Here is a 20,133-nt window from a genome sequence, read left to right as displayed (position 1 = left end):
CCCTAGCGCCCATATCCGAGGCGTTTCCCCGACACGCGGTAGACCGCCCGATTACCCAGCATCCATGCGGCGAGGGTCTCGCGGTTGAACAGGTTGTCGAACGCGCGCTCGCGCAGGTTCAGCCCGCCCGTATAGGCCCCGAACGCCGGCAGGATCACCCGCTCCCCATCGCTTGCCGCGCAGCGGCGGCGCAGCCTGCGGCCGCGCACGGAGACGCTTGCCGCCGGATGCAGGTGACCTGCGACCTCGCCCCAGGACGCACCCGCCTTCGGCTCGTGGCGGAAGGTCAGCGGCCCGAGCGTCACGTCCTCGATGAACTCGCCGCCGACGCCTTCGGGCGGGGACGGATCGTGATTGCCCGCAACCCAGATCCAGCGCGTGCCATCCACCAGTTCGCACAGCTTGTCGCGCAGCACCTTCGGCAGGTTCGCGCTGACGCGGTCGTCGTGGAAACTGTCGCCAAGCGCAATGACGCTTGTGGGCCGGTAGCGCGCCATGACGCCGGCCAGCGCGGTGAGTGTCGTCAGCGTGTCGTAGGGCGGCACCAGCACCCCGCGCGAGGCGAGCGAAGCGCCCTTCTCGAAATGCAGGTCGGCGACGATCAGCATGCGCTGTGCGGGCCACCACACCGCGCCGGACGTGTCGACGTGCAACGCCTCGCCGCACAGCTCCAGCACGGCGGGTGCCTGCTCGCCTGCAGCGGCACGTCGGTCAAGCGCGGCTATCGTCACGGTGCACTGTCTCCCATGGCTTCGCGGATCAGGTCGTCGGTCGCTTCGGCAAGCAGGTCCTCGTTGGCTTCGCCCGCGATGAATTCGCGCCCGATGTCCAGCAGGACGGGCACGGCCAGCGGCGACACCCTGTCGAGCGACTTGTGCACGATTCGACCCTTGGTGCGCGACAGCATCGCGCCGAGGCGGCCGATGTCGAGCTGCCCGGTCTTGGCGTCGTTGCGGGTCGCCTGAAGCAGGATGTGGTCGGGCTCGTGCGTGCGCAAAACGTCGTAGATGAGGTCGGAGGAGACGGTCATCTGCCGGCCCGTCTTTTCCTTGCCCGGATGGCGGCGCTCGATCAGCCCGGCGATGGTCGCGCAGTTGCGGAAGGTGCGCTTGAAGAGCAGCGATTCATCCAGCCAAGCTTCCAGGTCGTCACCCAGCATGTCCTCGTCGAAGAGTTCCGCGAGCGGGATGCGGCTTGCCTCGATCATCAGCGAAAGGTCGCCCAGCCCCCACACTGCGAGTGCATACTCGCTGGCAACGAAGCCCATGGGCCTTGCGCCCATGCGCTCCAGCCGCCGGGTCAGCAGCATGCCCAGCGTCTGGTGGCAGAGCCTGCCGTCGAAGGGATAGGTGACGAGGTAGTTGCGCCCGGCACGCGGGAATGTCTCCACCAGCAACTGGTCCTGCGCCGGGTTGATGGAGCGCAGCGCTTGCAGACGAAGCCATTCGGCGACCTGCGGCCCCATCAGGTGCCACTGGCGCGGGTCGGCCACCATGTCGCGCACGCGCTCGGCGAGGTATGTCGAGAGCGGGAAACGCCCGCCCATGTAGGAGGGAATCTTGGGGTCGGTCGCAAAGGACTTCGACACGTAGACTTCGGTCTCGCGGATGCCGACGAAGCTCAAGACATGCCCGCCGAAAATGAAGGTGTCGCCGGGCTGGAGCTGGGAGACGAACCATTCCTCGATCTCGCCGAGCCACATGCCCCCGCGCGGGGTGCCGCGCCCGGATTTCACCATGCGCACTTTCAGCATGGGCTCCTCGACGATGGTGCCGACATTGAGCCTGTAGGTCTGCGCGACCTTGGGGTTGGCAGCACGCCACTTGCCATCATTGCGCTGGCGGATGCGGGCGTGGCGGTCGTAGGCGCGCAGCGAGTAGCCCCCGGTCGCGACGAACTCCACAGCCTTGTCAAAGGTGGTGCGGTCCAGCGCGGCATAGGGCGAGGCGGTGCGCACTTCCTCAAACAACTGGTCGGCATCGAATGCGGCGCCGACCGCGCAGCCGAGCACGTGCTGGCACAACACGTCGAGCGCGCCGGGGCCGAGCGGCGGGGTGTCCTGCGCGCCTTCAGCAAGGGCCGCGACCGCTGCACGGCACTCCATCACCTCGAACCGGTTGGAGGGGACGAGGACGGCGCGGGAGGGCTCATCCAGCCGGTGGTTGGCGCGGCCGATCCGCTGGGCGAGACGGCTCGCCCCCTTCGGCGCGCCGACGTGAATGACCTGGTCGACGTCGCCCCAGTCGATGCCGAGGTCGAGGGTGGAGGTGCACACCACCGCGCGCAGCGTGCCCGCCGCCATGGCGGCTTCCACCTTGCGCCGCTGGCCCGCATCCAGCGATCCGTGATGCAGCGCGATGGGCAGCACGTCGTCGTTCACCGCCCACAATTCCTGGAAGACCATCTCGGCCTGGCTGCGTGTGTTGACGAAGACCAGCGTCAACTGGTTCTCGCCAATCAGCCGGTAGATATCGCCCATGGCATAGCGGGAGGTGTGGCCTGACCACGGCACGCGCTCATCGGAGGCCAGAATGCTGACGTCCGGATGCGCACCGGGATCCGCAACGACGAGATCGGCCAGCGCTTCGGTATCGGGTGCCTGGGGCACGAGATAGCGGCGCAGGGCATCGGGGTGCGCCACAGTCGCCGACAGGCCGACGAGCCGCAAGCCGGGGCTGTAGGTGCGCAACCGCGCCAGGCCCAGCGCCAGCAGGTCGCCGCGCTTTGACGTGACGAGCGCATGCAGTTCGTCCAGCACGACGGTCTTCAGCGCGCCGAAAAGTTCCTCCGCCTCCTTGCTGGCGATCAGCAGCGCGAGCTGCTCCGGCGTGGTGAGCAGAATGTCCGGCGGGTCCGACTTCTGACGCTGGCGCTTGGCCCCGCCTGTGTCGCCGGTGCGCGTCTCGACGCGAATGTCGAGGCCCATCTCGGCGATGGGCATTTCGAGGTTGCGGGCAATGTCGACGGCCAGTGCCTTCAGCGGCGAGATGTAGAGCGTGTGCAGGCGCGACTTGCCGGCGCGCGCTTCCTTCAGCGCGGCAAGCGCGGCGGCGGTATCGCCCTCCGCCATCAGTTCGCGCATGGAGGAGATGGCCGGGGCATCGTTCAACTTCACTCGGCGTGCCTCGATATCGATCAGGCTCGGCAGGAACCCGGCCAACGTCTTGCCCGCGCCCGTCGGCGCGATCAGCAGGACGGAGGCCCCACGCTCGCGCGCGGCCAGCAGGTCCGTCTGGTGGCGGCGCGGCGACCAGCCGCGCGAGGCAAACCACTCGGCAAAGACGGGCGGCAATGCGGGCGCGGGAGATGTTTCCGATGTGTTCACGGTGGAGAGAGCTAGGCGAGCGAGAGCCGCACGTAAAGTGCGAAACTCGCCAAGGGGCTACGGCATTCCTATCTAAGCCAGCAAATCCAACCGCCTGAGTCCCGCGTTACACATGCCCATCCGCCCCGCCGACCTGCTGCACCCGACGCCCGCCGGGCTCTATTGCCCGCCGGGCGATTTTTATGTCGACCCGCTGCGCGGCGTGGAGCGGGCGGTGGTGACGCACGGCCATTCCGACCACGCCCGGCCCGGACACGCGAAGTGCCTCGCGACGCCGGAAACGCTCGCCATCATGGCCGCGCGCATGGGAGAGACCCACGCACAGGAAACGCAGGCGATCCAGTACGGCGAGTGCGTCTCCATCAACGGCGTGGACGTGTCGCTGGTGCCTGCGGGGCACGTGCTCGGATCGGCTCAGGTGGTGATCGACTGGAAGGGTCTGCGCATCGTTGTGTCCGGCGACTACAAGCGCGCCGCGGACCCGACCTGCACCGGCTACGAACTGGTGAAAGCCGACATTTTCGTCACCGAGGCGACCTTTGCCCTGCCCGTCTTCCGGCACCCGCCGCCGATGGGAGAAATGGAGAAGCTGCTGACCTCGCTGCGGCGATTTCCCGAGCGCACGCATCTCGTCGGGGCGTACTCGCTCGGCAAGGCGCAACGGGTCATCAAGCTGCTGCGCAACGCCGGCTATGACGAGCCGATCTTCATCCACGGCGCGCTGAAATCACTATGCGACCTCTACGTCGCGCACGGTGTGGACCTCGGCGACTTGCGACCCGCGACCATCGAGGACAAGTCGCGCGCGGCGAAGAACGACTTCGCCGGCAAGATCGTCGTCGCGCCGCCATCCGCGTTCGCGCAGACCTGGGCGCGGCGCTTTGCCGACCCGCTGGAAGGCTTCGCGTCGGGATGGATGCGCATCCGCCAGCGCGCCAAGCAGCGCGGCGTCGAACTGCCTCTGGTGATTTCCGACCATGCCGACTGGGACGAGCTTTGCGAGACGATCTGCGAAGTGGACCCGCAGGAGGTCTGGATCACCCACGGACGCGACGATGCATTGCAACGGTGGTGCGAGTTGAACGGCTACGCGGCCAAGCCGCTGGCGCTCGTCGGCTACGAGGACGAGGGCGATTGATGCGTGAACACCATCGCCGTGTTGTTCGCCGGCATCGCGATCGCCTCGTCCACCTTGAGACCGTGACGGGCGGCCTCGTCGGTCACGTCTGCCGTGTCGCGCAGGCCCCAGCGCTCGTCTCGGCTCTTCAGACTGTCGTCGAAGGCGCGGTTGGAGTCCGACACCCAATCGCCGTCGCGCCGGAAGCAGCCATAGACGAACATCAGCCCGCCGGGTGCGAGCAGCCGTTGGGCCCCGGCCAGCACGTTCCGCGTCACCTCCCCAGGCGAAATGTGCAGCAGGTTCACCGCGACGATCGCATCGAGCCTGCCGTCAATCTCCACCCCCCATACGGGCGAGGTCAGGTCGAGGCGGATCGGCTGGGCCAGATTTGGCAGAGCGGCCTCCGCGCGCCAGGCGGCGATGGAGGCAAGCGCGCCGTCGTCCACGTCGGAGGGCTGCCAGTGGATGCCGGGAAATTCGCGCGCGAACGCGACCGAATGCTGGCCGGTGCCGCTGGCAAGCTCCAGCGCGCGCGCCGGGCCGGACGTGATCCCGGCATCGCCGAACAGCCGCGCCAGTTCGCCGAGGATCGGTGCCTCGTTGCGCTGCGCCGATGGTGCGTTCAGCCGCGCGCCGCCCGACTGCTCGCGGATGATGAAGGGCTGGGGCTTGTTCGAATATTCGCTCATGGCTCCAATCCTTGGCAGCACGCGCGCCTGCGCACAAGCGGGCGGACTGCCTGATGCGCGCCTTCGCGAACCTCATCGAGCGGCTGATCCTGACGCCGCAGCGCAACGGCAAGCTTCGTCTGCTGGAGGACTATTTCCACCAGACGCCGGACCCGGACCGAGGCTTCGGGCTGGCGGCGCTGACCGGCACGCTGGACTTCCGCCATGCCAAGCCGGGGCTGGTGCGCGCGCTCGTGGAGGAGCGCGTCGACCCGATCCTTTTCAGGCTTTCCTATGACTATGTCGGCGACCTGTCGGAAGCCGTATCGCTGATCTGGCCGAAACCCGAGACGCGGCCCAACGACACCGACCCGCCGCTGGCCGACGTTGTCGCCATGCTGGACGAGGCGACCCGCGCCACCTTGCCCGGCATCGTCGCGACCATGCTCGACCGGCTGGACGAGACCGGGCGCTGGGCCTTTCTGAAGCTCATCACCGGTGGCTTGCGCGTCGGCGTCTCGGCGCGTCTTGCCAAGACCGCTTTGGCGCGCATGGGCGAGGTGCCGCTCGAAGACATCGAGGAAGTCTGGCACGGCCAGCTGCCGCCCTTCGAGCCGCTCTTTGCGTGGGTCGAGGGCAAGGGGCCGCGGCCCGAGAACGACGATCCGGCGCCGTTCCGCCCTGTCATGCTCGCCCAGCAGCTTGACGAGGCGGACCTCGAAACGCTCGATGCGACCGCCTATTCCGGCGAGTGGAAATGGGACGGCATCCGCGTGCAGGCGACAGCCGGGACCGACGCGGATGGGCGGCCGGTACGCCGGCTTTATTCGCGCACAGGCGACGACATTTCCGGCACCTTTCCGGACCTGCTGGAAGCGATGGATTTTGACGGCACCATCGACGGCGAACTGCTGGTGCTGCGCGGCGGCGCGGTGCAGCCCTTCAACGACCTGCAGAAGCGGCTCAACCGCAAGCAGGTGACGAAGAAGATGCTGAAGGATTCGCCCGCCCATATCCGTGCCTACGACCTGCTGATGGAGGCCGGCGAAGACCTGCGCGAACTGCCCTTCGCCGAGCGGCGCGCGCGACTGGAGCGTTTCGTCGAGGCTACCGGCTCGGACCGCATCGACCTGTCCGCCGTGATCGCGTTTGATGAATGGTCACAACTGGCCGCCGCCCGCGCCCAGCCGCAGGATGCCGGTGCGGGCCATGACGCGGACGCGGTCGAAGGCGTCATGCTGAAGCATGTCGACAGCCGCTACGAGGCCGGCCGCCCCAAGGGACCGTGGTTCAAGTGGAAGCGCGATCCCTTCACCATCGACGCGGTGATGCTCTACGCACAGCGCGGCCACGGGCGGCGCTCCTCGCTTTATTCCGACTACACGTTCGGGGTTTGGCGCGCGGGCGAGGACGGCGAGGAACTGGTGCCCGTCGGCAAGGCCTATTCCGGCTTTACCGACCAGGAACTGCGCAAGCTCGACAAGTATGTGCGTGACAACACCATCGAGCGGTTCGGGCCGGTGCGCTCTGTGCGCGCCAATGCCGAGACCGGGCTGGTGCTGGAAGTTGCCTTCGAAGGGCTGAACGAATCCACGCGGCACAAGTCCGGCATCGCGATGCGGTTTCCGCGCATCTCGCGCATCCGCTGGGACAAGCCCTCTCACGAAGCCGACCGGATCGAAACGCTGCAGGCGCTTTTGCCCCAGCGCAAGGCATGAGCCGAGCATTCCGGGCTAGCGTGTGAACGGCGCGAACCTTGCGCGCCTGCCACCGCTGGATACCGCCATGACCAATCCCCCCACCCCGGATGCCGGCCTGAAGCGCAGCCTCGGGCTGCCGCTGCTGATCTTCTACGGCGTCGGGGTGACCGTCGGAGCGGGCATCTTTGCGCTGATTGGCGAGATCACGCGGATCGCGGGCGATGCCGCGCCGATCTCCTTCCTGCTGGCCGGACTGATCGCACTTCTGACAGGGCTGTCCTACGCGGCTTTTGCCAGTGTCTATCCGCGCGCGGCGGGCGAAGCGGTGTTCGTGACGCTCGGTCTTGGCGCAATGACCGGACGCGTTGTCGGCCTTGCAATGGTCGTTACCGCGCTTTTGTCCAGCGCTGTCATTGCGCTCGCGTTCGCCGGTTATGTCGGAACGCTGGTTGCGCTGCCGCAACCGGTGCTCGCCTTCGGCATCGTCGTTCTGCTCGGGGCCATCGCCTGCTACGGGGTGCGCGAGAGCGTCGTCTTCGCCGCCGTGGTGACGGTCATCGAACTGTCTGCGCTTGTCGTCATCATCATCGCGGGCGCGCCGTTGCTGGCCGAGCCTTCAACCTACGTGACCGGCCTGACACCGCCGATGGATGCGGGCGGGTGGGCGGCGATCCTTTCGGGTGGTGTCATCGCGTTCTTCGCCTTCATCGGGTTTGAGGACATCGAGAACATGGCCGAGGAAACGGTCGATGCGCGCCGCGTGCTGCCGCGCGCGATCCTGTGGACGCTCGGCATCACCGTGGTCGTCTACGTTGCCGTTTCGCTCGTCGCCATGGCCATTCCCGATCGCGCCGGGCTGACCAGCAGCGAGGCGCCGCTGGCCTTCGTCTATTCCGCCGTCACCGGCTGGAGCCCGGCACCGATCTCGGCGGTCGCCGGCATCGCCATGACCAACGGCATCCTGGTGCAGATCATCATGGCTGCGCGCGTGCTCTACGGCATGTCGCGCGAGGGCCTGATCCACCCGTTGTTCGGCACCGTGCACCACAAGCTGCGAACCCCGGTCCGCGCGACGCTTGCGGTCGCAGCGGCCATCGCCGCGCTGACGCTCGGCTTTGAACTGGTGCGGCTAGCGCAAGCCACGAGCCTGGTGACGCTGGCGGTCTTCATGCTCGTCAACGTGTCGCTGGTGATCGTCGCCGGGCGAGCCGATGCGGCCGCCGCCCTCCGGCGGACGCGTCCGGTCGCAACCCTTGGTGCGCTCATCAGCGCAGGGCTGATCTGCTTCGAGATTTACGGATTGATCGCCTGAACGGCCAACTGCCTTGCGGCGGCCCCGATCGCGCTTTATCTGATCTGCATGAACAATCCCATCACCAGCTTCTTCGGCGGCCCGCCCATCTGGGTCCTGCTGCGCCTGATCCTGCTGTCGGTGATCGTCGGCCTCGTGCTGTCGGTGCTTGGCATCAGCCCCTACCTCATTGTGCGCGGCTTCCAGCGGCTCGCGGCCCAGATCTATGACATGGGCTTCGGCGCGATCCGGCTCGGGCTGGATTATTTCCTGATCGGCGCGATTATCGTGTTCCCGGTCTGGCTGGTGATGCGGCTGGTGAAATCGGGCAGCCGCAGCACCCACCGGGACTGATCCGGGGCCAAGGTGCTTTGACCGCACCCTCGTTGTGCGTCCGCTGAAAATCTTTGCATCCTGCTGAATAATCGGGCACTCAAGCGCGATGATGCACGGCCTGCTGAAGACGGGCCGGCAGGGAGCAATCGGGGGAACGCTCAATGATCGATAGCGGCGATACCGCGTGGATTCTAACATCCACGGCGCTGGTCCTGTTCATGACGATGCCGGGACTGGCGCTTTTCTATGCAGGACTGGTGCAGTCCCGGAACATCCTCTCCGTCTTGATGCAGTGCAGCGGAATTGCGTGTGCGGCGTCGCTCTTGTGGTTCGTCTGTGGTTACTCGCTGGCCTTCACGGAAGGCTCGCCGCTGCTGGGTGACCTGAGCAAGATGTTCCTGTTCGGCGTCCCGCGCGATGCAGCCAGCGGCACGATCCCGGAAAGCGCCTTCGCGATGTTCCAGATGACGTTCGCCGTCATCACCCCGGCGCTGATCGTCGGTGCCTTCGTGGAGCGCATCAAGTTTGCCGCCGTCATGCTGTTCTCTTCGCTCTGGCTGCTGGTCGTCTACGTGCCCGTCACCCACTGGGTGTGGGGCGGCGGCTGGCTTGCCGACATGGGCGTGATGGATTTCGCCGGCGGCATCGTCGTGCACGCGACGGCGGGCATCTCGGCCATCGTGATCGCGCTGGCGCTCGGCATCCGCAAGGGCTTTCCCGAAAGCGTCCAGCCGCCCCACGCACCGTGGATGGTGATGGTGGGCGCGGCCATGCTGTGGGTCGGCTGGTTCGGCTTCAACGGCGGCAGCGCGCTGGCCGCCAATGGCGACGCGGCCATGGCGATCCTCGCCACGCACCTGTCGGCGGCAACCGCATCACTGGTGTGGATGTTCATCGAGTGGAAGCGCTTCGGCAAGCCGAGCATGGTGGGCCTCGTAACCGGCACCATCGCCGGTCTTGCGACCGTGACCCCGGCTTCCGGCTTCGTCGGCCCGCTTGGCGGCGTGCTCCTCGGTCTGGCCGGCGGCATCATCTGCTACGTCGCCGTGGACATCGTGAAGTTCCGCCTGCGCATCGACGATTCCCTCGACGTGATGGCCGTTCACGGCGTCGGCGGCATCACCGGCACGCTGCTAACCGGCTTCCTCGCGCTCGACCTGTTCGGCGGCGTGGGCCTTGAAGGCGACGCCATGAGCCAGTTCGTCGTGCAGTTCATCGGCGTGGCTGCCGTCGTCGCATGGTCGGCGGCCGCAACCTTCGGGCTCGTCAAGCTGACGCAGATGATCACGGGCCTGCGCACCGACGAGGAAGCCGAGCTCCAGGGTCTCGACCTGACCGAGCACGGCGAAACCGGCTACCGGCTCTGAGCCGGATCAACCGACACATTCACGCCGAACCGACGAGGCGACAGACATGAAATACATCATCGCAATCATCCAGCCGCACCGTCTCGATGCCGTGCGCGAGGCGCTCACCCAGTTCGGGATTTCCGGGCTGACCGTAAGCGAAGTGAAGGGTTATGGCCGCCAAGGCGGGCATACCGAAATCTATCGCGGCGCGGAGTACAAGATCAGCTTTGTGCCGAAACTGAAGCTCGAAATCGCCGTGTCCGCGGACACGTCGGACAAGGCGGTCGAAGCGATCCGCAATGCCGCCGGAACCGGCAAGATCGGAGACGGCAAGATCTTCGTTCTCGACCTGCTGGAAGCGGTTCGGGTGCGCACCGGCGAGAGCGGAACCGACGCGCTTTAGGCAAGCGCGGCTTGCGAGACAGAACGCGATTGCAGGGCGGCCATTCGGCCGCCCTTGTTGCTTCGGCGGTCCGCGCTGACTACTGAAGCCAGCCGGTCGCCTTTTTCGCGGCCGGGTCATGCCGAGGGCGCCTTCGTGAAAGACCAGCCGACCGCACAGGAATTCGCCCGCCCGGACGTGGAAGCGCGGGTGAACCCGCGCGCGTTCGACGTCACCCATCGCTCGGTCTTTGCCATCGCGGTGCCGATGACGCTGGCGTTCCTGTCGACGCCCATCCTCGGCATCGTCGACACGACCGTCATCGGCCGGCTGGGGGATGCGGCCTTGCTCGGCGGCATCGCGGTCGGCGCGATCATCTTCGACCTGATCTTCACCACCTTCAATTGCCTGCGATCCTCCACCACCGGGCTGACCGCGCAGGCGCTTGGCGCGGACAACGAACGGGAGCTGCGCGCCGCGCTCTACCGTGCTGTGCTGATTGCCATCATCTGCGGCATCGTCGTCGTCATCCTGCAGGCACCGCTGCTGGCAGGGTCGCTGTGGTTCATGGGGGCGAGCGCCGACGTCTCGCAGGCGACATCGGACTATTTCAACATCCGGGTTCTGGGAACGCCGTTTGGGCTGGTGAACTACGCCATCCTCGGGTGGTTCCTGGGGCTTGGACGCGCGGGCACCGGCCTTGCGCTGCAAGGCGTGCTGAACCTCCTCAACATGGTGTTGAACATCATCTTCGTGATGGGGCTTGGCTGGGGCATCGCGGGCGTCGCGCTCGGCACCGTCATCGGCGAGGCGACGATCGCGCTGGTTGGCGCGGTGCTTGTCTGGCGCGAGCTAGGCGGGCGCTGGCGGGTCGAGAAGGCCGCCCTGCTTGACCCGGAGCGGCTGCTGGCGACGCTCATCGTCAACCGTGACATCATGATCCGCTCGTTCTCGCTGCTCTTCGTGTTCTGGCTATTCACGGCAGCGGGCGCGCGCAACGGCGACATCGCGCTCGGCGCGAATGCGGTGCTGATGAACTTCTTCCTGCTGGGTGGTTACTTCCTCGACGGGTTCGCCACGGCGGCTGAACAATTCGCAGGCCGCGCGCTCGGCGCACGCCATCGCCCGGCCTTCGAGCGTGCGGTGCGGCTCACCGTATTCTGGGGCTTCATTCTCGCCGGCAGCCTGTCGGCAATTCTCTTCGTGTTCGGCGGGGTCTTTGTCGACATTATGACGACCAACGAGGCCGTGCGCGAAGCTGCCCGCATCTTCCTGCCCTGGGCGGCGCTGACGCCGCTTGCCGGCGTGCTCGCGTTCCAGTTCGACGGGGTCTTCATCGGCGCGACATGGTCAGTCGAGATGCGCAACATGATGCTGGTATCGCTGGCGATCTACGTGGCGCTTTGGAAGATCGCGGAGCCTGCGATGGGAAACCACGGGCTGTGGCTGTCGCTCAACTGCTTCCTGCTGGCGCGCGGGCTGCTGCTGATCTGGCGGTACCCGAAGAAGCTCAATGCCGCCTTCCCGGACGTGTCTTCAGTCGAGCGGCCTGCTCGCCCAGTCGGCAACGCCTGACCCGACCGCATCGGTCACGCTGGCGTGCCCGTCCGCGCGGGCAAGGTCGGCCATCCCGTGCTTGATCTCGCCGATCAGCTGGAACCCGCCATAGACGAGCCCGGTGTAGATCTGCACCAGCGTCGCGCCGGCACGAACCTTCTCGTAGGCCGAGAGTGCATCGGTCACCCCGCCGACACCGATCATCGGCATGTCGGCCGGAATGCGCTGACGCATCCGCGCGAGCACCGCCGTGGACAGCGGAAAGAGCGGCTTGCCGGACAGGCCACCGGCCTCGGCTGCCGTGGGATCGCCTGCGACACCGGGCCGGGTGATGGTGGTGTTGGAGACGATCAGCGCGTCGGGCTTGCGCGCCGCGACTACGTCGGCGATCTCGTCCATCGCGGCCTCGTCGATATCCGGTGCGATCTTGAGCGCGACCGGCACGGTGCGTCCTACCTGTTCGGTGCGCTTGTCACGCGCGTCCAACACGCGGGCCAGCAGGTCGCCCAGTGTATCAGCGCGCTGCAGGTCGCGCAGCCCCGGTGTGTTGGGCGAGGAAACGTTGACGGTGAAATAGGAGGCGAGATCGGCGAAGGCCTCGATGCCCGCGACGTAGTCCGCCGCCTTGTCCTCGGTGTCCTTGTTGGCGCCGATATTCACGCCGACGACCCCGCCGCGCCGCCGCCGGGCAAGCAACCGCTCGCGCATGGCGTCGTGACCATTGTTGTTGAAGCCGAGCCGGTTGATGACGCCGCCAGCCTGCTTGATGCGGAAGACGCGCGGCTTCGGGTTGCCGGCCTGCTGGCGCGGCGTGACGGTGCCGCATTCGGCAAAGCCCAGCCCCATGGCGACCAGCGCATCGGGCACTACGCCGTTCTTGTCGAAGCCCGCCGCCATGCCGAGCGGATTGGGAAACTCGAGGTCCCACAGCCGCACGGCAAGGGCTGGATCATCCCCGCCGCGCTGGCGCGGGTGCAGGCCGAGGCGCAGGCCCTCTATGGCAAGTTCGTGCGCCCGCTCCGCATCGACCTGCTGCAGGAATGGCTGTGCTGCGCGCGCGATCCTCTCGAACATCACTTCACCTCGGCATTGGCGGCCATCAGGGACGCAAGTTCCATCAACGTCTCGCCGTCCACCTCCGGGTGGATGGGCAAGGTCTTCACCACGGCGGAAAACGGCAGGTCCGCGTAGAGATGCGGGTAGGCCTTGCCGCTTGAAGAGACCTCCCAGCGCATGTCCTCGTCCAGTGCGGACGTGTCGATGCATGCCAGCACGAGGTCGCTCTGCCCAGCGAAATGCTTCTCCAGCGTGCCCTCGACCTGGGCTGCCGAGGAGAAATGGATGAAGCCGTCGCGCGCATCGTCGGCGGAGCCGGCATAGCGGCCTGCGGCCTGCGCCTGCTCCCAGTCCTGCCGGTCGGAAATCTTGAAAACGAAACGCTGCATGGTCCCTCGGCTGTGCTGTGCGCGCGGACCCTATCCGCGCCAGCACGCATCAGGCAAGCACGGCAGCCGCGGTGCGATAGACTTGGCGGTAAATAGGTGATAATTCCTATTTTGGCTGAAGCGCGCCGCACCTGCACGCCAGCCGCCTAAGGACGCCATGCTGTCACACGAACAGGTCTGGGCCGCGATCGACGGCCTCGCCGCACGCAGCGGCTACAGCGCATCCGGGCTTGCCAAGGCCGCCGGACTGGACCCCACGACGTTCAACAAGTCGAAGCGATTCAAGGCCGACGGGCGGCCACGCTGGCCCAACACCGAAAGCATCGCGCGCATCCTCGCCGTCACAGGCGCCAACATGGGTGAGTTCATGTCCCTCGTCGCCACGGCCGGCCGCCTGCCGGACCAGAAGCCGATCCCGCTGATCGGCATGGCGGAGGCCGGTGCACGCGGCTTCTTCGACGATGGCGGCTTTCCCGTCGGCGCGGGCTGGGAGGAAGTCAGCCTGCCGGCGGTGAAGGACGACAACGCCTATGCACTGCGTGTCTCCGGGGATTCCATGATGCCGCTCTACCGCGACGGTGACGTACTGATCGTCTCGCCCGCCGAGAACGTGCACAAGGGCGACCGCGTCGTGGTGAAGACGCTGGAAGGCGAGGTGATGACCAAGCTGCTGGCGAAGAAGACGCCGAAGGACATCACGCTCAACTCGCTCAACTCGCTCAATCCCGATCATCCGCCGCGCGTGATCCCCGTCGGCGAGATCGACTGGATCGCGCGCATCATCTGGGCGAGCCAGTAAGGCTGAGGGCGGGCCCATGTCATTTAGACAACTCATGCTGGTCGCCGCGCTCCTCGCACTGTGTGTGCTGGCTGGCGCGCTGCTGTCGCTGCCGAGCGGCAACGAAAAGCGAAACGTCGGCGCACCCGCGTCTCCACCACCCGATGTTGCCGCCGCGCCCGAGCCCGAGCAGATCCCGCCGCCCGATCCCGTCTTCGAGGACATCGCGCCGGTGCGCAACATCTCCCCGCCGGACACGACACCCTGGCCGATGCCGGAAGGCCCGGTCGAGCGCATTCCCGCCGATCCGCTGCCGTTGCCGCCGCCCGAACCGCCGAAGCCCGACACGTTGCGCCGGGTGGTGGTGGAGGATGCCCGCACCCTCAAGACGCCGCGCCAGACCATCACCCTCGCCAATATTGAGACCCGATCGCCGGATGCCAAATGCACCGATCCGGACGGCTACAGCTGGCCCTGCGGGCAGGCCGCTATCACCGAATTGCGGATGCTCATTCGCGGGCGCGCGGTGGTCTGCGACCCGCTTCCCGATGATGCTGCCGAGACGACACCCCGGCGCTGCGACATGGGCAGTTTCGATATCGGCGAATGGATGGTGGAGCGCGGCTGGGCCGAGCCGGCGCCCGGCGCGCCGGAGGCTTACCGCAAGGCGCACGACCTCGCCGTGAACGAAAAGCGCGGGGCCTACGGGCGAGCGTGGGGCCGCGACTGACCGTCCCCCTGCCCTTGCTTGTGCGCGCTTCGGCCCTACCGTTCAGACCTGACACATTCCCGACCACAGGCAGGCAACAGACATGAGCGACGACAAGGTTTTCCTCATCACCGGCGCATCCACCGGCATTGGCGCGGAGACGGCGCGCGAGGCCGTGAAGGCTGGCTACAAGGTGGCGCTCGCGGCACGTTCCGTCGGCAAGCTGGCTGCTCTCGTGGATGAACTCGGCGGCAAGGAGACCGCGCTGGCGATCTCCTGCGACGTGACAAGCGTCGATGACCAGAAGCGCATGGTATCGGAAACGCTCGCCCAGTTCGGCCGCATCGACGTCGTCTTCGCCAATGCCGGCATCGGCGCCACCGCCATGGGCACCGAGCAGGGCGACCCGGGCAACTGGCGCGACATGATCCTCACCAATGTCTACGGCCTCGTTCTCACCGCGAAGGTCACCCTGCCCCACCTGAAAAAGAGCAAGGGCCACATCCTGCTGACCGGCTCGCGCGCCGGGCGCATCGCGCTGAAAGGCTCGGTCTATGGCGCGACGAAATGGGCCGTCACCGGCTACGGGCAGAACCTGCGCGAGGAAGTCGCGGGCACCGGCATCCGCGTGACACTGATCGAGCCGGGCATGGTCGACACGCCGTTCTTCGATGAGCGCAAGCCGCACGCGCTCAAGGCCATCGATGTCGCCAACGCGGTGATGTACGCTGCCTCACAGCCGCCGCATGTGGACGTGGCGGAGGTGCTGGTCATTCCGACACCGCAGGCCGAAGGCTGAGGCTTCAGAAGCCGCCGATGAAGATCACCGCCGCGCCGACCACCGCCAGCCCTGCCCGCATGGCGAGGTTGGCGCGGGTGATGATGGCGTAGGAAATCGCGGTGAGGCCGACGCCGGTCTTTACGAAGGCGGCAATGGCCAGCACCGGCGTTGCGGCAAAGCCGATCAGCGAGGGGTTGGCGATCATGGCAAGCGGGATGATGTACAGCCCCACGCCGAGCGCCATCGCGGTGCCCGCGACCTTGAGCCAGTTCTCCTGGACCATGCCAGCCGCGATGAACACCGCGCCGCAGACCGGCGGCGTAATGGTGGAGAGCAGCGCATACCAGAAGACGAACATGTGCACGGTCAGCGGCTCCAGCCCAAGGCGCTGGAGTGCGGGGCCTGCCACCGAGACGCAGATGACATAGGCCGCCGTGGTCGGCACCTCCATGCCGAGCACGAGGCAGGCGATCGCCGTCAGCACCAGCGCTGGCCACAGCGCATCGCCCGAAGCCGACAGGATCAGCGATGTCACCTTCACGCCAAGCCCCGTGAGCCCCAGCACGCCGATGACGATGGAGGCGCACAGGATGATGGAGGCGATCATCGCGATCTGCCGTCCGGCCGTGAGCGTCAGGGTTTCCAGCCGTTCCAGCGTGCGCGACCACGAGAGCGTCAGCCGCGCGTCCCACAGCAGCAGCACGAAGCCTGCGATGATGGCCGAGCAGGCGGCATATTGCGGCGTATAGCCGCCGATGAACATGCGCTCCAGCAACACCGCGAAGGGCACCGCGAAGAACGCCGCTGTGATGAGCACGTCACGCGCCGGGGGCTGGTCTTCCCTGGAGACGGGCTTCAGGTCGTGGCGGCGGGCGAAGGCGTTGATGCCGACCCAGACCGCGAGGAAGTAGAGGATCGCGGGCAGGAAGGCCGCCGCCATGATCTGCGTGTAAGGGGTGCCGGTGAGTTCCACCATGACGAAGGCACCCGCCCCCATGAGCGGCGGCATGATCTGCCCGCCCGAGGACGCGACGGCTTCCACCGCACCTGCTAGCGAGCGCGGATAGCCCAAGCGGCGCATGGCCGGCAGGGTGACCGCGCCGGTGGAGGCGACGTTGGCCGAGGCCGAGCCGGAGATGGACCCGAACAGCGCGGAAGCGACGACCGACACCTTCGCTGCCCCCGCCTTGAGGCGGCCCGCGACGGCAGTCGCGACATTCATGAAGCCCTGCCCCGCCTCTCCGGCATTCAGCACCGCGCCGAAGATGACGAAGATCGCGACGATCTCCACCGAGACGCCGGTGAGCGAACCCCACAAGCCACCGCCGGCGATCGTCAGCGTACCGAGGAAGCTGCCGACCGGCAGGCCGGGATGGCCGAACTCGCCGGGCAAGTACTGGCCGTAGAGGCCGTAGAGCAGCGCGATTGCGGCAACCGTCGGCAGCGGCCAGCCGATGGCCCGGCGCGCCATTTCCAGCACGGTCAACAGCAGCACGCAGGCCATGACCAACTGGCCGGTGCCATTCAGAAAGCCGTACTGGTCACCGAGCGCGTCCTGGTTCCACGCGATCCAGATGCAGATCGACACGGCAACGAACGTGAGCGCGATGCCGATGGCACGCGAGACCGGCCCCTTGGCCAAAAGGATCAGCACCCAGGGTGCTGCCAGCGCCATGTGGAGCGGGCGCGCAATGAGATGCGGCACGAGGCCGGAAAAGATAAGGCCGATGTGGAAGATGATGGCTGCCGCGCCGAGCGCGATCCAGACGTAGCGCGACGCCCCCGTCAGCTCGTCGGCTGCGTTGGCGGCGACGGCTGGCTCACCTGTCGCAAGCGCGGGCGCAAGCTCGTCAGCCTGCGCCCGCGACTCTGTTCCATCGCGCGATTTGTCCGAAAACCGGTTCCCACTTTTCGGATCGCGCTCAGGCATATCGTTGCCAGTCACTGTTGAAGGCAGCGACGATTACTTCGCGACATCCGGCACGGTGACGCCGGCTTCCTCGTAGTAGCGCAGCGCACCGGGGTGCAGCTTGCCGGTGAGGTTTTCCAGCATGTCCGGGGAAACCGCGTTCCACCATGCAGCCGAGCCGCCCATGGCTTCGCGCTGGTCCCAGAAGGTCTTGGTCAGCTGGTAGGCGGTGTCGTCGTCCATCGCGGTCGTCGTGTAGGCAACCACGGGGAGCGAGGTGGTGACGGTGTCGGTGTCGACGCCCGCATAGGTGCCGGCGGGAATGGTGATCTTCGTGCGCTTGGTCTCGGCGATTTCGTCGTCGGACAGCGGGATCAGCGTGATGCCGGTGCCGGCGGCCGCCTCGATGACGTTGGGCGCTGGGTAGGAGCCGGCGGTGACAAAGCCGTCGATCTGGCCATTCTTCAGGGCGGCTGCGGAGTTGCCCAGCTCGGCGTCGGCGATGGTGACCTTGCCTTCAAGGCCGAAGAGCTTGAGGTACTTCTCGCCCTCGGTCGCGCCGAAGGAGCCCTTGCCGAGCAGGATCGTCTTGCCTTCCAGCCCGGAAAGCGACGTTACGCCGGAATCGTCACGCATGACGAAGTGCATGGTCAGCGAGGGGATCGGGAACAGGGCGCGGATCTCGTCGAACTTGGGGTTGCCCTTGCCCTCGAACATGGCCTTGCCGCCCTGCGCAAGAGAGACCAGCACCGGCGGGGTCGTGAAGACGTAGTTGCCCTGACGGACGGCGGCTTCCATCACGTTCTGGACGGAGCCCTGGCTCTCTTCGAGCGTCACGATGATGTCGCCGTTGGTGCCGGCCTTCATCGCCTCGGCGATCTCGACGCCCATTTGGTAGTAGGACGAGGCCGATTTGGCGGACTTGTAGGTGACGCGGGTTTCGGCCTGCGCACCGGAGACGGCGAATGCGCCGGTGGCGAAAATGGCGGCTGCGAGCGCGCCACGCATGAATGCGCCGCGCGAAATGTTCTGTTTCATGTCTTTCCTCCCGGCCCGGCGTATGGCACCGGGCTTTTCTAGTGTTTCAGCGTTTCAAGCTAGCGAAGGATCGCCCGCGGGGGAACCGCAATCGCGGCCCGCGGGCGAAGGGCAGTCATGTGTTGCCTCAGCCGCGCGCGAGGCCTTCCAGGATCAGCTTGCGGCTCTGATCGATGCCATAAAGCTCGACGAAATTGCCGAAGCGCGGTCCCTGGTCCTGGCCAAGAAGCACCTGGTAGAGCGCCTTGAACCAGTCGCGCAGCGGCTCGAAGCCCGCCTCGTTGCCGATCCGGTAGACCTCGTCCTGGATCGTTGAACCGTCGGCATCTGGCGGCAGGTCGCCCAGCGCGTCATGCAGCGCCTGCAGCGCACCGGCCTCACGCTCGTCGGGCGCGCGGAAGGTCTTGTGGGGCGCGACGAAGTCGTGGAAGTAGCGCACCGCATAGTCCACCAGCCGGTCGAGTTCGGGGTGGTTCTCGGGCGTCATTGTCGCATCGTAGTTGCGGATGAAGCCCCACAGCACCGACTTGTCCTCGGAGTTGGATGCCGAGACGAGGTTCAGCAGCATCGAGAAAGACACCGGCATGTCCACCGTTGGCGGGTTGCCGGAATGGATGTGCCAGACCGGGTTCTCAAGCTGCTTGTCCGGCTCCTGCGTGCGGTAGTTCGCAAGGTGCGTGTAGTAGTCGTCCACGTTGCGCGGGATCACGTCGAAATAGAGCCGCTTGGCCCGACGCGGCTGCGAGAACATGAACAGCGACAGGCTTTCGGGCGAGGCATAGGTGAGCCATTCGTCGATGGTCAGGCCGTTGCCCTTGGACTTTGAAATCTTCTCGCCGTTGTCGTCGAGGAACAGTTCGTAGACGAAATGCTCCGGCGCGCGCCCGCCGAGGATATTGCAGATCCGGTCATAGACCGGGGCGTTGGTCTGGTGGTCCTTTCCGAACATCTCGAAATCGACGTCGAGGGCTGCCCAGCGCATGCCAAAATCGGGCTTCCACTGGAGCTTCACGTTGCCGCCGGTGACCGGAACCGTCTGCTCGCTTCCGTCTTCGTCCTCGAAGGTGATCGTGCCTTCCTTCGCGTCGACGTTCTTCATCGGTACGTAGAGGACGCGGCCCGTCTTCGGGGAGATGGGCAGGAACGGCGAATAGGTCGCCTGCCGTTCGGCGCCGAGTGTCGGCAGCATCACCTTCATGATCTCGTCGTACTTCCCGGCGGCGCGCAGCAGCACCTCGTCGAACTTGCCGGACGCGTAATAGTCGGTCGCGGAGGCAAACTCGTAGTCGAAGCCGAAGGTGTCGAGGAACCGGCGCAGCATCGCGTTGTTGTGATGGCCGAAGCTTGCGTAGTCGCCGCCGAAGGGGTTCGGCACCTTCGTCAGCGGCAGGTGCAGGTATTCGCGCAGGGCTGCCGGGTCCGGCACGTTTTCCGGCACCTTGCGCATGCCGTCCATGTCATCGGAAAAGCAGATCAGGCGCGTCGGCACCTTGTCGCCGGTCAGTACGTGGAAGGCGTGGCGAACCATCGTCGTGCGTGCGACCTCGCCGAAGGTGCCGATATGCGGCAGTCCCGAGGGGCCGTAGCCGGTCTCGAACAGCGCCGTTTCCTTGCCCGTTTTCTCCAGCCGCTTGACGATCTTGCGGGCTTCCTCGAAGGGCCAGGCGCGCGCTTCGGTGGCCAGCGCGAGCCAATCGGGTGTTTGCGGGTTCGTCGACATTTCGGTCCTGACAGCTGGAGAATGA

18 protein-coding genes are annotated in these 20,133 nt (G+C 66.5%); 10 read left to right on the top strand and 8 right to left on the bottom strand.

Features of this window, described 5'->3' with window-relative positions; all coding sequences use genetic code 11:
- Positions 1–2: 2 nt before the first annotated feature.
- Both pdeM and ACKTEK_RS01010 read right to left on the bottom strand, forming a co-directional pair.
- Complete coding sequence (gene pdeM, locus ACKTEK_RS01015; RefSeq protein WP_409163379.1) at positions 3–731, bottom strand: ligase-associated DNA damage response endonuclease PdeM; 729 nt, start codon at positions 729–731, stop codon at positions 3–5.
- On the bottom strand, positions 728–3,325 hold the full coding sequence (locus ACKTEK_RS01010; RefSeq protein ID WP_409163378.1) for a ligase-associated DNA damage response DEXH box helicase: 2,598 nt from the start codon (positions 3,323–3,325) through the stop codon (positions 728–730). Before ACKTEK_RS01010 ends, pdeM begins: the two co-directional genes overlap by 4 nt.
- Before the next feature lie 112 nt (positions 3,326–3,437).
- On the opposite strand from ACKTEK_RS01010, the gene ACKTEK_RS01005 reads away from it, so the two are divergent.
- Positions 3,438–4,463: a ligase-associated DNA damage response exonuclease gene (locus tag ACKTEK_RS01005; RefSeq protein ID WP_409163377.1), complete on the top strand. Its 1,026-nt coding sequence runs from the start codon at positions 3,438–3,440 to the stop codon at positions 4,461–4,463.
- Here the strand turns inward: ACKTEK_RS01005 and ACKTEK_RS01000 are convergent.
- Entirely contained in the window at positions 4,442–5,134 is a 693-nt protein-coding gene (locus ACKTEK_RS01000) for a DUF938 domain-containing protein (protein ID WP_409163376.1), read from the bottom strand. The genes ACKTEK_RS01005 and ACKTEK_RS01000 overlap by 22 nt on opposite strands.
- A 53-nt stretch (positions 5,135–5,187) precedes the next feature.
- On the opposite strand from ACKTEK_RS01000, the gene ACKTEK_RS00995 reads away from it, so the two are divergent.
- From ACKTEK_RS00995 to ACKTEK_RS00970, 6 genes are all read left to right on the top strand, one after another.
- Positions 5,188–6,831: a cisplatin damage response ATP-dependent DNA ligase gene (locus ACKTEK_RS00995; RefSeq protein WP_409163375.1), complete on the top strand. Its 1,644-nt coding sequence runs from the start codon at positions 5,188–5,190 to the stop codon at positions 6,829–6,831.
- Positions 6,832–6,898: 67 nt separating this feature from the next.
- Positions 6,899–8,125, top strand: a complete 1,227-nt coding sequence (locus ACKTEK_RS00990) for an APC family permease (RefSeq protein WP_409163374.1) — start codon at positions 6,899–6,901, stop codon at positions 8,123–8,125.
- A 48-nt stretch (positions 8,126–8,173) separates the two neighbouring features.
- Positions 8,174–8,458: a DUF6460 domain-containing protein gene (locus tag ACKTEK_RS00985; RefSeq protein WP_409163373.1), complete on the top strand. Its 285-nt coding sequence runs from the start codon at positions 8,174–8,176 to the stop codon at positions 8,456–8,458.
- A gap of 143 nt (positions 8,459–8,601) precedes the next feature.
- Positions 8,602–9,807, top strand: a complete 1,206-nt coding sequence (locus tag ACKTEK_RS00980; RefSeq protein WP_409163372.1) for an ammonium transporter — start codon at positions 8,602–8,604, stop codon at positions 9,805–9,807.
- 46 nt (positions 9,808–9,853) lie between these two features.
- The gene (locus ACKTEK_RS00975; protein WP_409163371.1) at positions 9,854–10,192 is read left to right on the top strand and encodes a P-II family nitrogen regulator; all 339 of its coding nucleotides are present in this window, start codon (positions 9,854–9,856) and stop codon (positions 10,190–10,192) included.
- A gap of 135 nt (positions 10,193–10,327) precedes the next feature.
- Positions 10,328–11,746 carry an MATE family efflux transporter gene (locus tag ACKTEK_RS00970; protein ID WP_409163370.1) on the top strand — a complete coding sequence of 473 codons (1,419 nt, stop codon included), beginning with the start codon at positions 10,328–10,330 and terminating at the stop codon, positions 11,744–11,746.
- On the opposite strand, the gene ACKTEK_RS00965 is transcribed toward ACKTEK_RS00970, so the two are convergent.
- Both ACKTEK_RS00965 and ACKTEK_RS00960 read right to left on the bottom strand, forming a co-directional pair.
- The gene (locus ACKTEK_RS00965) at positions 11,708–12,802 is read right to left on the bottom strand and encodes a quinone-dependent dihydroorotate dehydrogenase (protein ID WP_409163369.1); all 1,095 of its coding nucleotides are present in this window, start codon (positions 12,800–12,802) and stop codon (positions 11,708–11,710) included. The two genes, ACKTEK_RS00970 and ACKTEK_RS00965, sit on opposite strands and share 39 nt — an antisense overlap.
- Entirely contained in the window at positions 12,802–13,173 is a 372-nt protein-coding gene (locus ACKTEK_RS00960) for a DUF952 domain-containing protein (RefSeq protein ID WP_409163368.1), read from the bottom strand. Before ACKTEK_RS00960 ends, ACKTEK_RS00965 begins: the two co-directional genes overlap by 1 nt.
- 157 nt (positions 13,174–13,330) lie before the next feature.
- Here ACKTEK_RS00960 and ACKTEK_RS00955 point away from each other — a divergent pair, with 157 nt between their 5' ends.
- From ACKTEK_RS00955 to ACKTEK_RS00945, 3 genes are all read left to right on the top strand, one after another.
- Positions 13,331–13,972: a helix-turn-helix transcriptional regulator gene (locus ACKTEK_RS00955; protein WP_409163367.1), complete on the top strand. Its 642-nt coding sequence runs from the start codon at positions 13,331–13,333 to the stop codon at positions 13,970–13,972.
- 16 nt (positions 13,973–13,988) lie between these two features.
- Positions 13,989–14,681 (top strand): thermonuclease family protein, encoded by a 693-nt coding sequence (locus tag ACKTEK_RS00950; RefSeq protein ID WP_409163366.1) that lies wholly within the window; start codon positions 13,989–13,991, stop codon positions 14,679–14,681.
- 82 nt (positions 14,682–14,763) lie between these two features.
- On the top strand, positions 14,764–15,459 hold the full coding sequence (locus ACKTEK_RS00945) for an SDR family oxidoreductase (protein WP_409163365.1): 696 nt from the start codon (positions 14,764–14,766) through the stop codon (positions 15,457–15,459).
- A gap of 4 nt (positions 15,460–15,463) precedes the next feature.
- On the opposite strand, the gene ACKTEK_RS00940 is transcribed toward ACKTEK_RS00945, so the two are convergent.
- From ACKTEK_RS00940 to ACKTEK_RS00930, 3 genes are all read right to left on the bottom strand, one after another.
- On the bottom strand, positions 15,464–17,371 hold the full coding sequence (locus ACKTEK_RS00940) for a TRAP transporter permease (protein WP_409163364.1): 1,908 nt from the start codon (positions 17,369–17,371) through the stop codon (positions 15,464–15,466).
- A 33-nt stretch (positions 17,372–17,404) separates the two neighbouring features.
- Positions 17,405–18,358, bottom strand: coding sequence for a TAXI family TRAP transporter solute-binding subunit (locus tag ACKTEK_RS00935; RefSeq protein WP_409164863.1), 954 nt, complete (start codon positions 18,356–18,358; stop codon positions 17,405–17,407).
- Between the two features lie 157 nt (positions 18,359–18,515).
- Positions 18,516–20,108 carry a lysine--tRNA ligase gene (locus tag ACKTEK_RS00930; protein WP_409163363.1) on the bottom strand — a complete coding sequence of 531 codons (1,593 nt, stop codon included), beginning with the start codon at positions 20,106–20,108 and terminating at the stop codon, positions 18,516–18,518.
- Positions 20,109–20,133: the final 25 nt, after the last annotated feature.

Source organism: Tepidamorphus sp. 3E244 (genome assembly GCF_046159835.1).
Taxonomy (GTDB): domain Bacteria; phylum Pseudomonadota; class Alphaproteobacteria; order Rhizobiales; family Tepidamorphaceae; genus JACKJK01.
The sequence above is the reverse complement of the archived record's forward strand: the minus strand, read 5'-3'. Positions and strand labels throughout refer to the sequence as shown.

What these genes read in the sequence shown, in the direction of transcription:
- ACKTEK_RS01005 (WP_409163377.1), top strand. Translation starts at nt 3,438, where the DNA reads ATGCCCATCCGCCCCGCCGACCTGCTGCACCCGACGCCCGCCGGGCTC.
- ACKTEK_RS01000 (WP_409163376.1), bottom strand. Translation starts at nt 5,134, where the DNA reads ATGAGCGAATATTCGAACAAGCCCCAGCCCTTCATCATCCGCGAGCAG.
- ACKTEK_RS00995 (WP_409163375.1), top strand. Translation starts at nt 5,188, where the DNA reads ATGCGCGCCTTCGCGAACCTCATCGAGCGGCTGATCCTGACGCCGCAG.
- ACKTEK_RS00990 (WP_409163374.1), top strand. Translation starts at nt 6,899, where the DNA reads ATGACCAATCCCCCCACCCCGGATGCCGGCCTGAAGCGCAGCCTCGGG.
- ACKTEK_RS00985 (WP_409163373.1), top strand. Translation starts at nt 8,174, where the DNA reads ATGAACAATCCCATCACCAGCTTCTTCGGCGGCCCGCCCATCTGGGTC.
- ACKTEK_RS00980 (WP_409163372.1), top strand. Translation starts at nt 8,602, where the DNA reads ATGATCGATAGCGGCGATACCGCGTGGATTCTAACATCCACGGCGCTG.
- ACKTEK_RS00975 (WP_409163371.1), top strand. Translation starts at nt 9,854, where the DNA reads ATGAAATACATCATCGCAATCATCCAGCCGCACCGTCTCGATGCCGTG.
- ACKTEK_RS00965 (WP_409163369.1), bottom strand. Translation starts at nt 12,802, where the DNA reads ATGTTCGAGAGGATCGCGCGCGCAGCACAGCCATTCCTGCAGCAGGTC.
- ACKTEK_RS00960 (WP_409163368.1), bottom strand. Translation starts at nt 13,173, where the DNA reads ATGCAGCGTTTCGTTTTCAAGATTTCCGACCGGCAGGACTGGGAGCAG.
- ACKTEK_RS00955 (WP_409163367.1), top strand. Translation starts at nt 13,331, where the DNA reads ATGCTGTCACACGAACAGGTCTGGGCCGCGATCGACGGCCTCGCCGCA.
- ACKTEK_RS00950 (WP_409163366.1), top strand. Translation starts at nt 13,989, where the DNA reads ATGTCATTTAGACAACTCATGCTGGTCGCCGCGCTCCTCGCACTGTGT.
- ACKTEK_RS00945 (WP_409163365.1), top strand. Translation starts at nt 14,764, where the DNA reads ATGAGCGACGACAAGGTTTTCCTCATCACCGGCGCATCCACCGGCATT.
- ACKTEK_RS00940 (WP_409163364.1), bottom strand. Translation starts at nt 17,371, where the DNA reads ATGCCTGAGCGCGATCCGAAAAGTGGGAACCGGTTTTCGGACAAATCG.
- ACKTEK_RS00935 (WP_409164863.1), bottom strand. Translation starts at nt 18,358, where the DNA reads ATGCGTGGCGCGCTCGCAGCCGCCATTTTCGCCACCGGCGCATTCGCC.
- ACKTEK_RS00930 (WP_409163363.1), bottom strand. Translation starts at nt 20,108, where the DNA reads ATGTCGACGAACCCGCAAACACCCGATTGGCTCGCGCTGGCCACCGAA.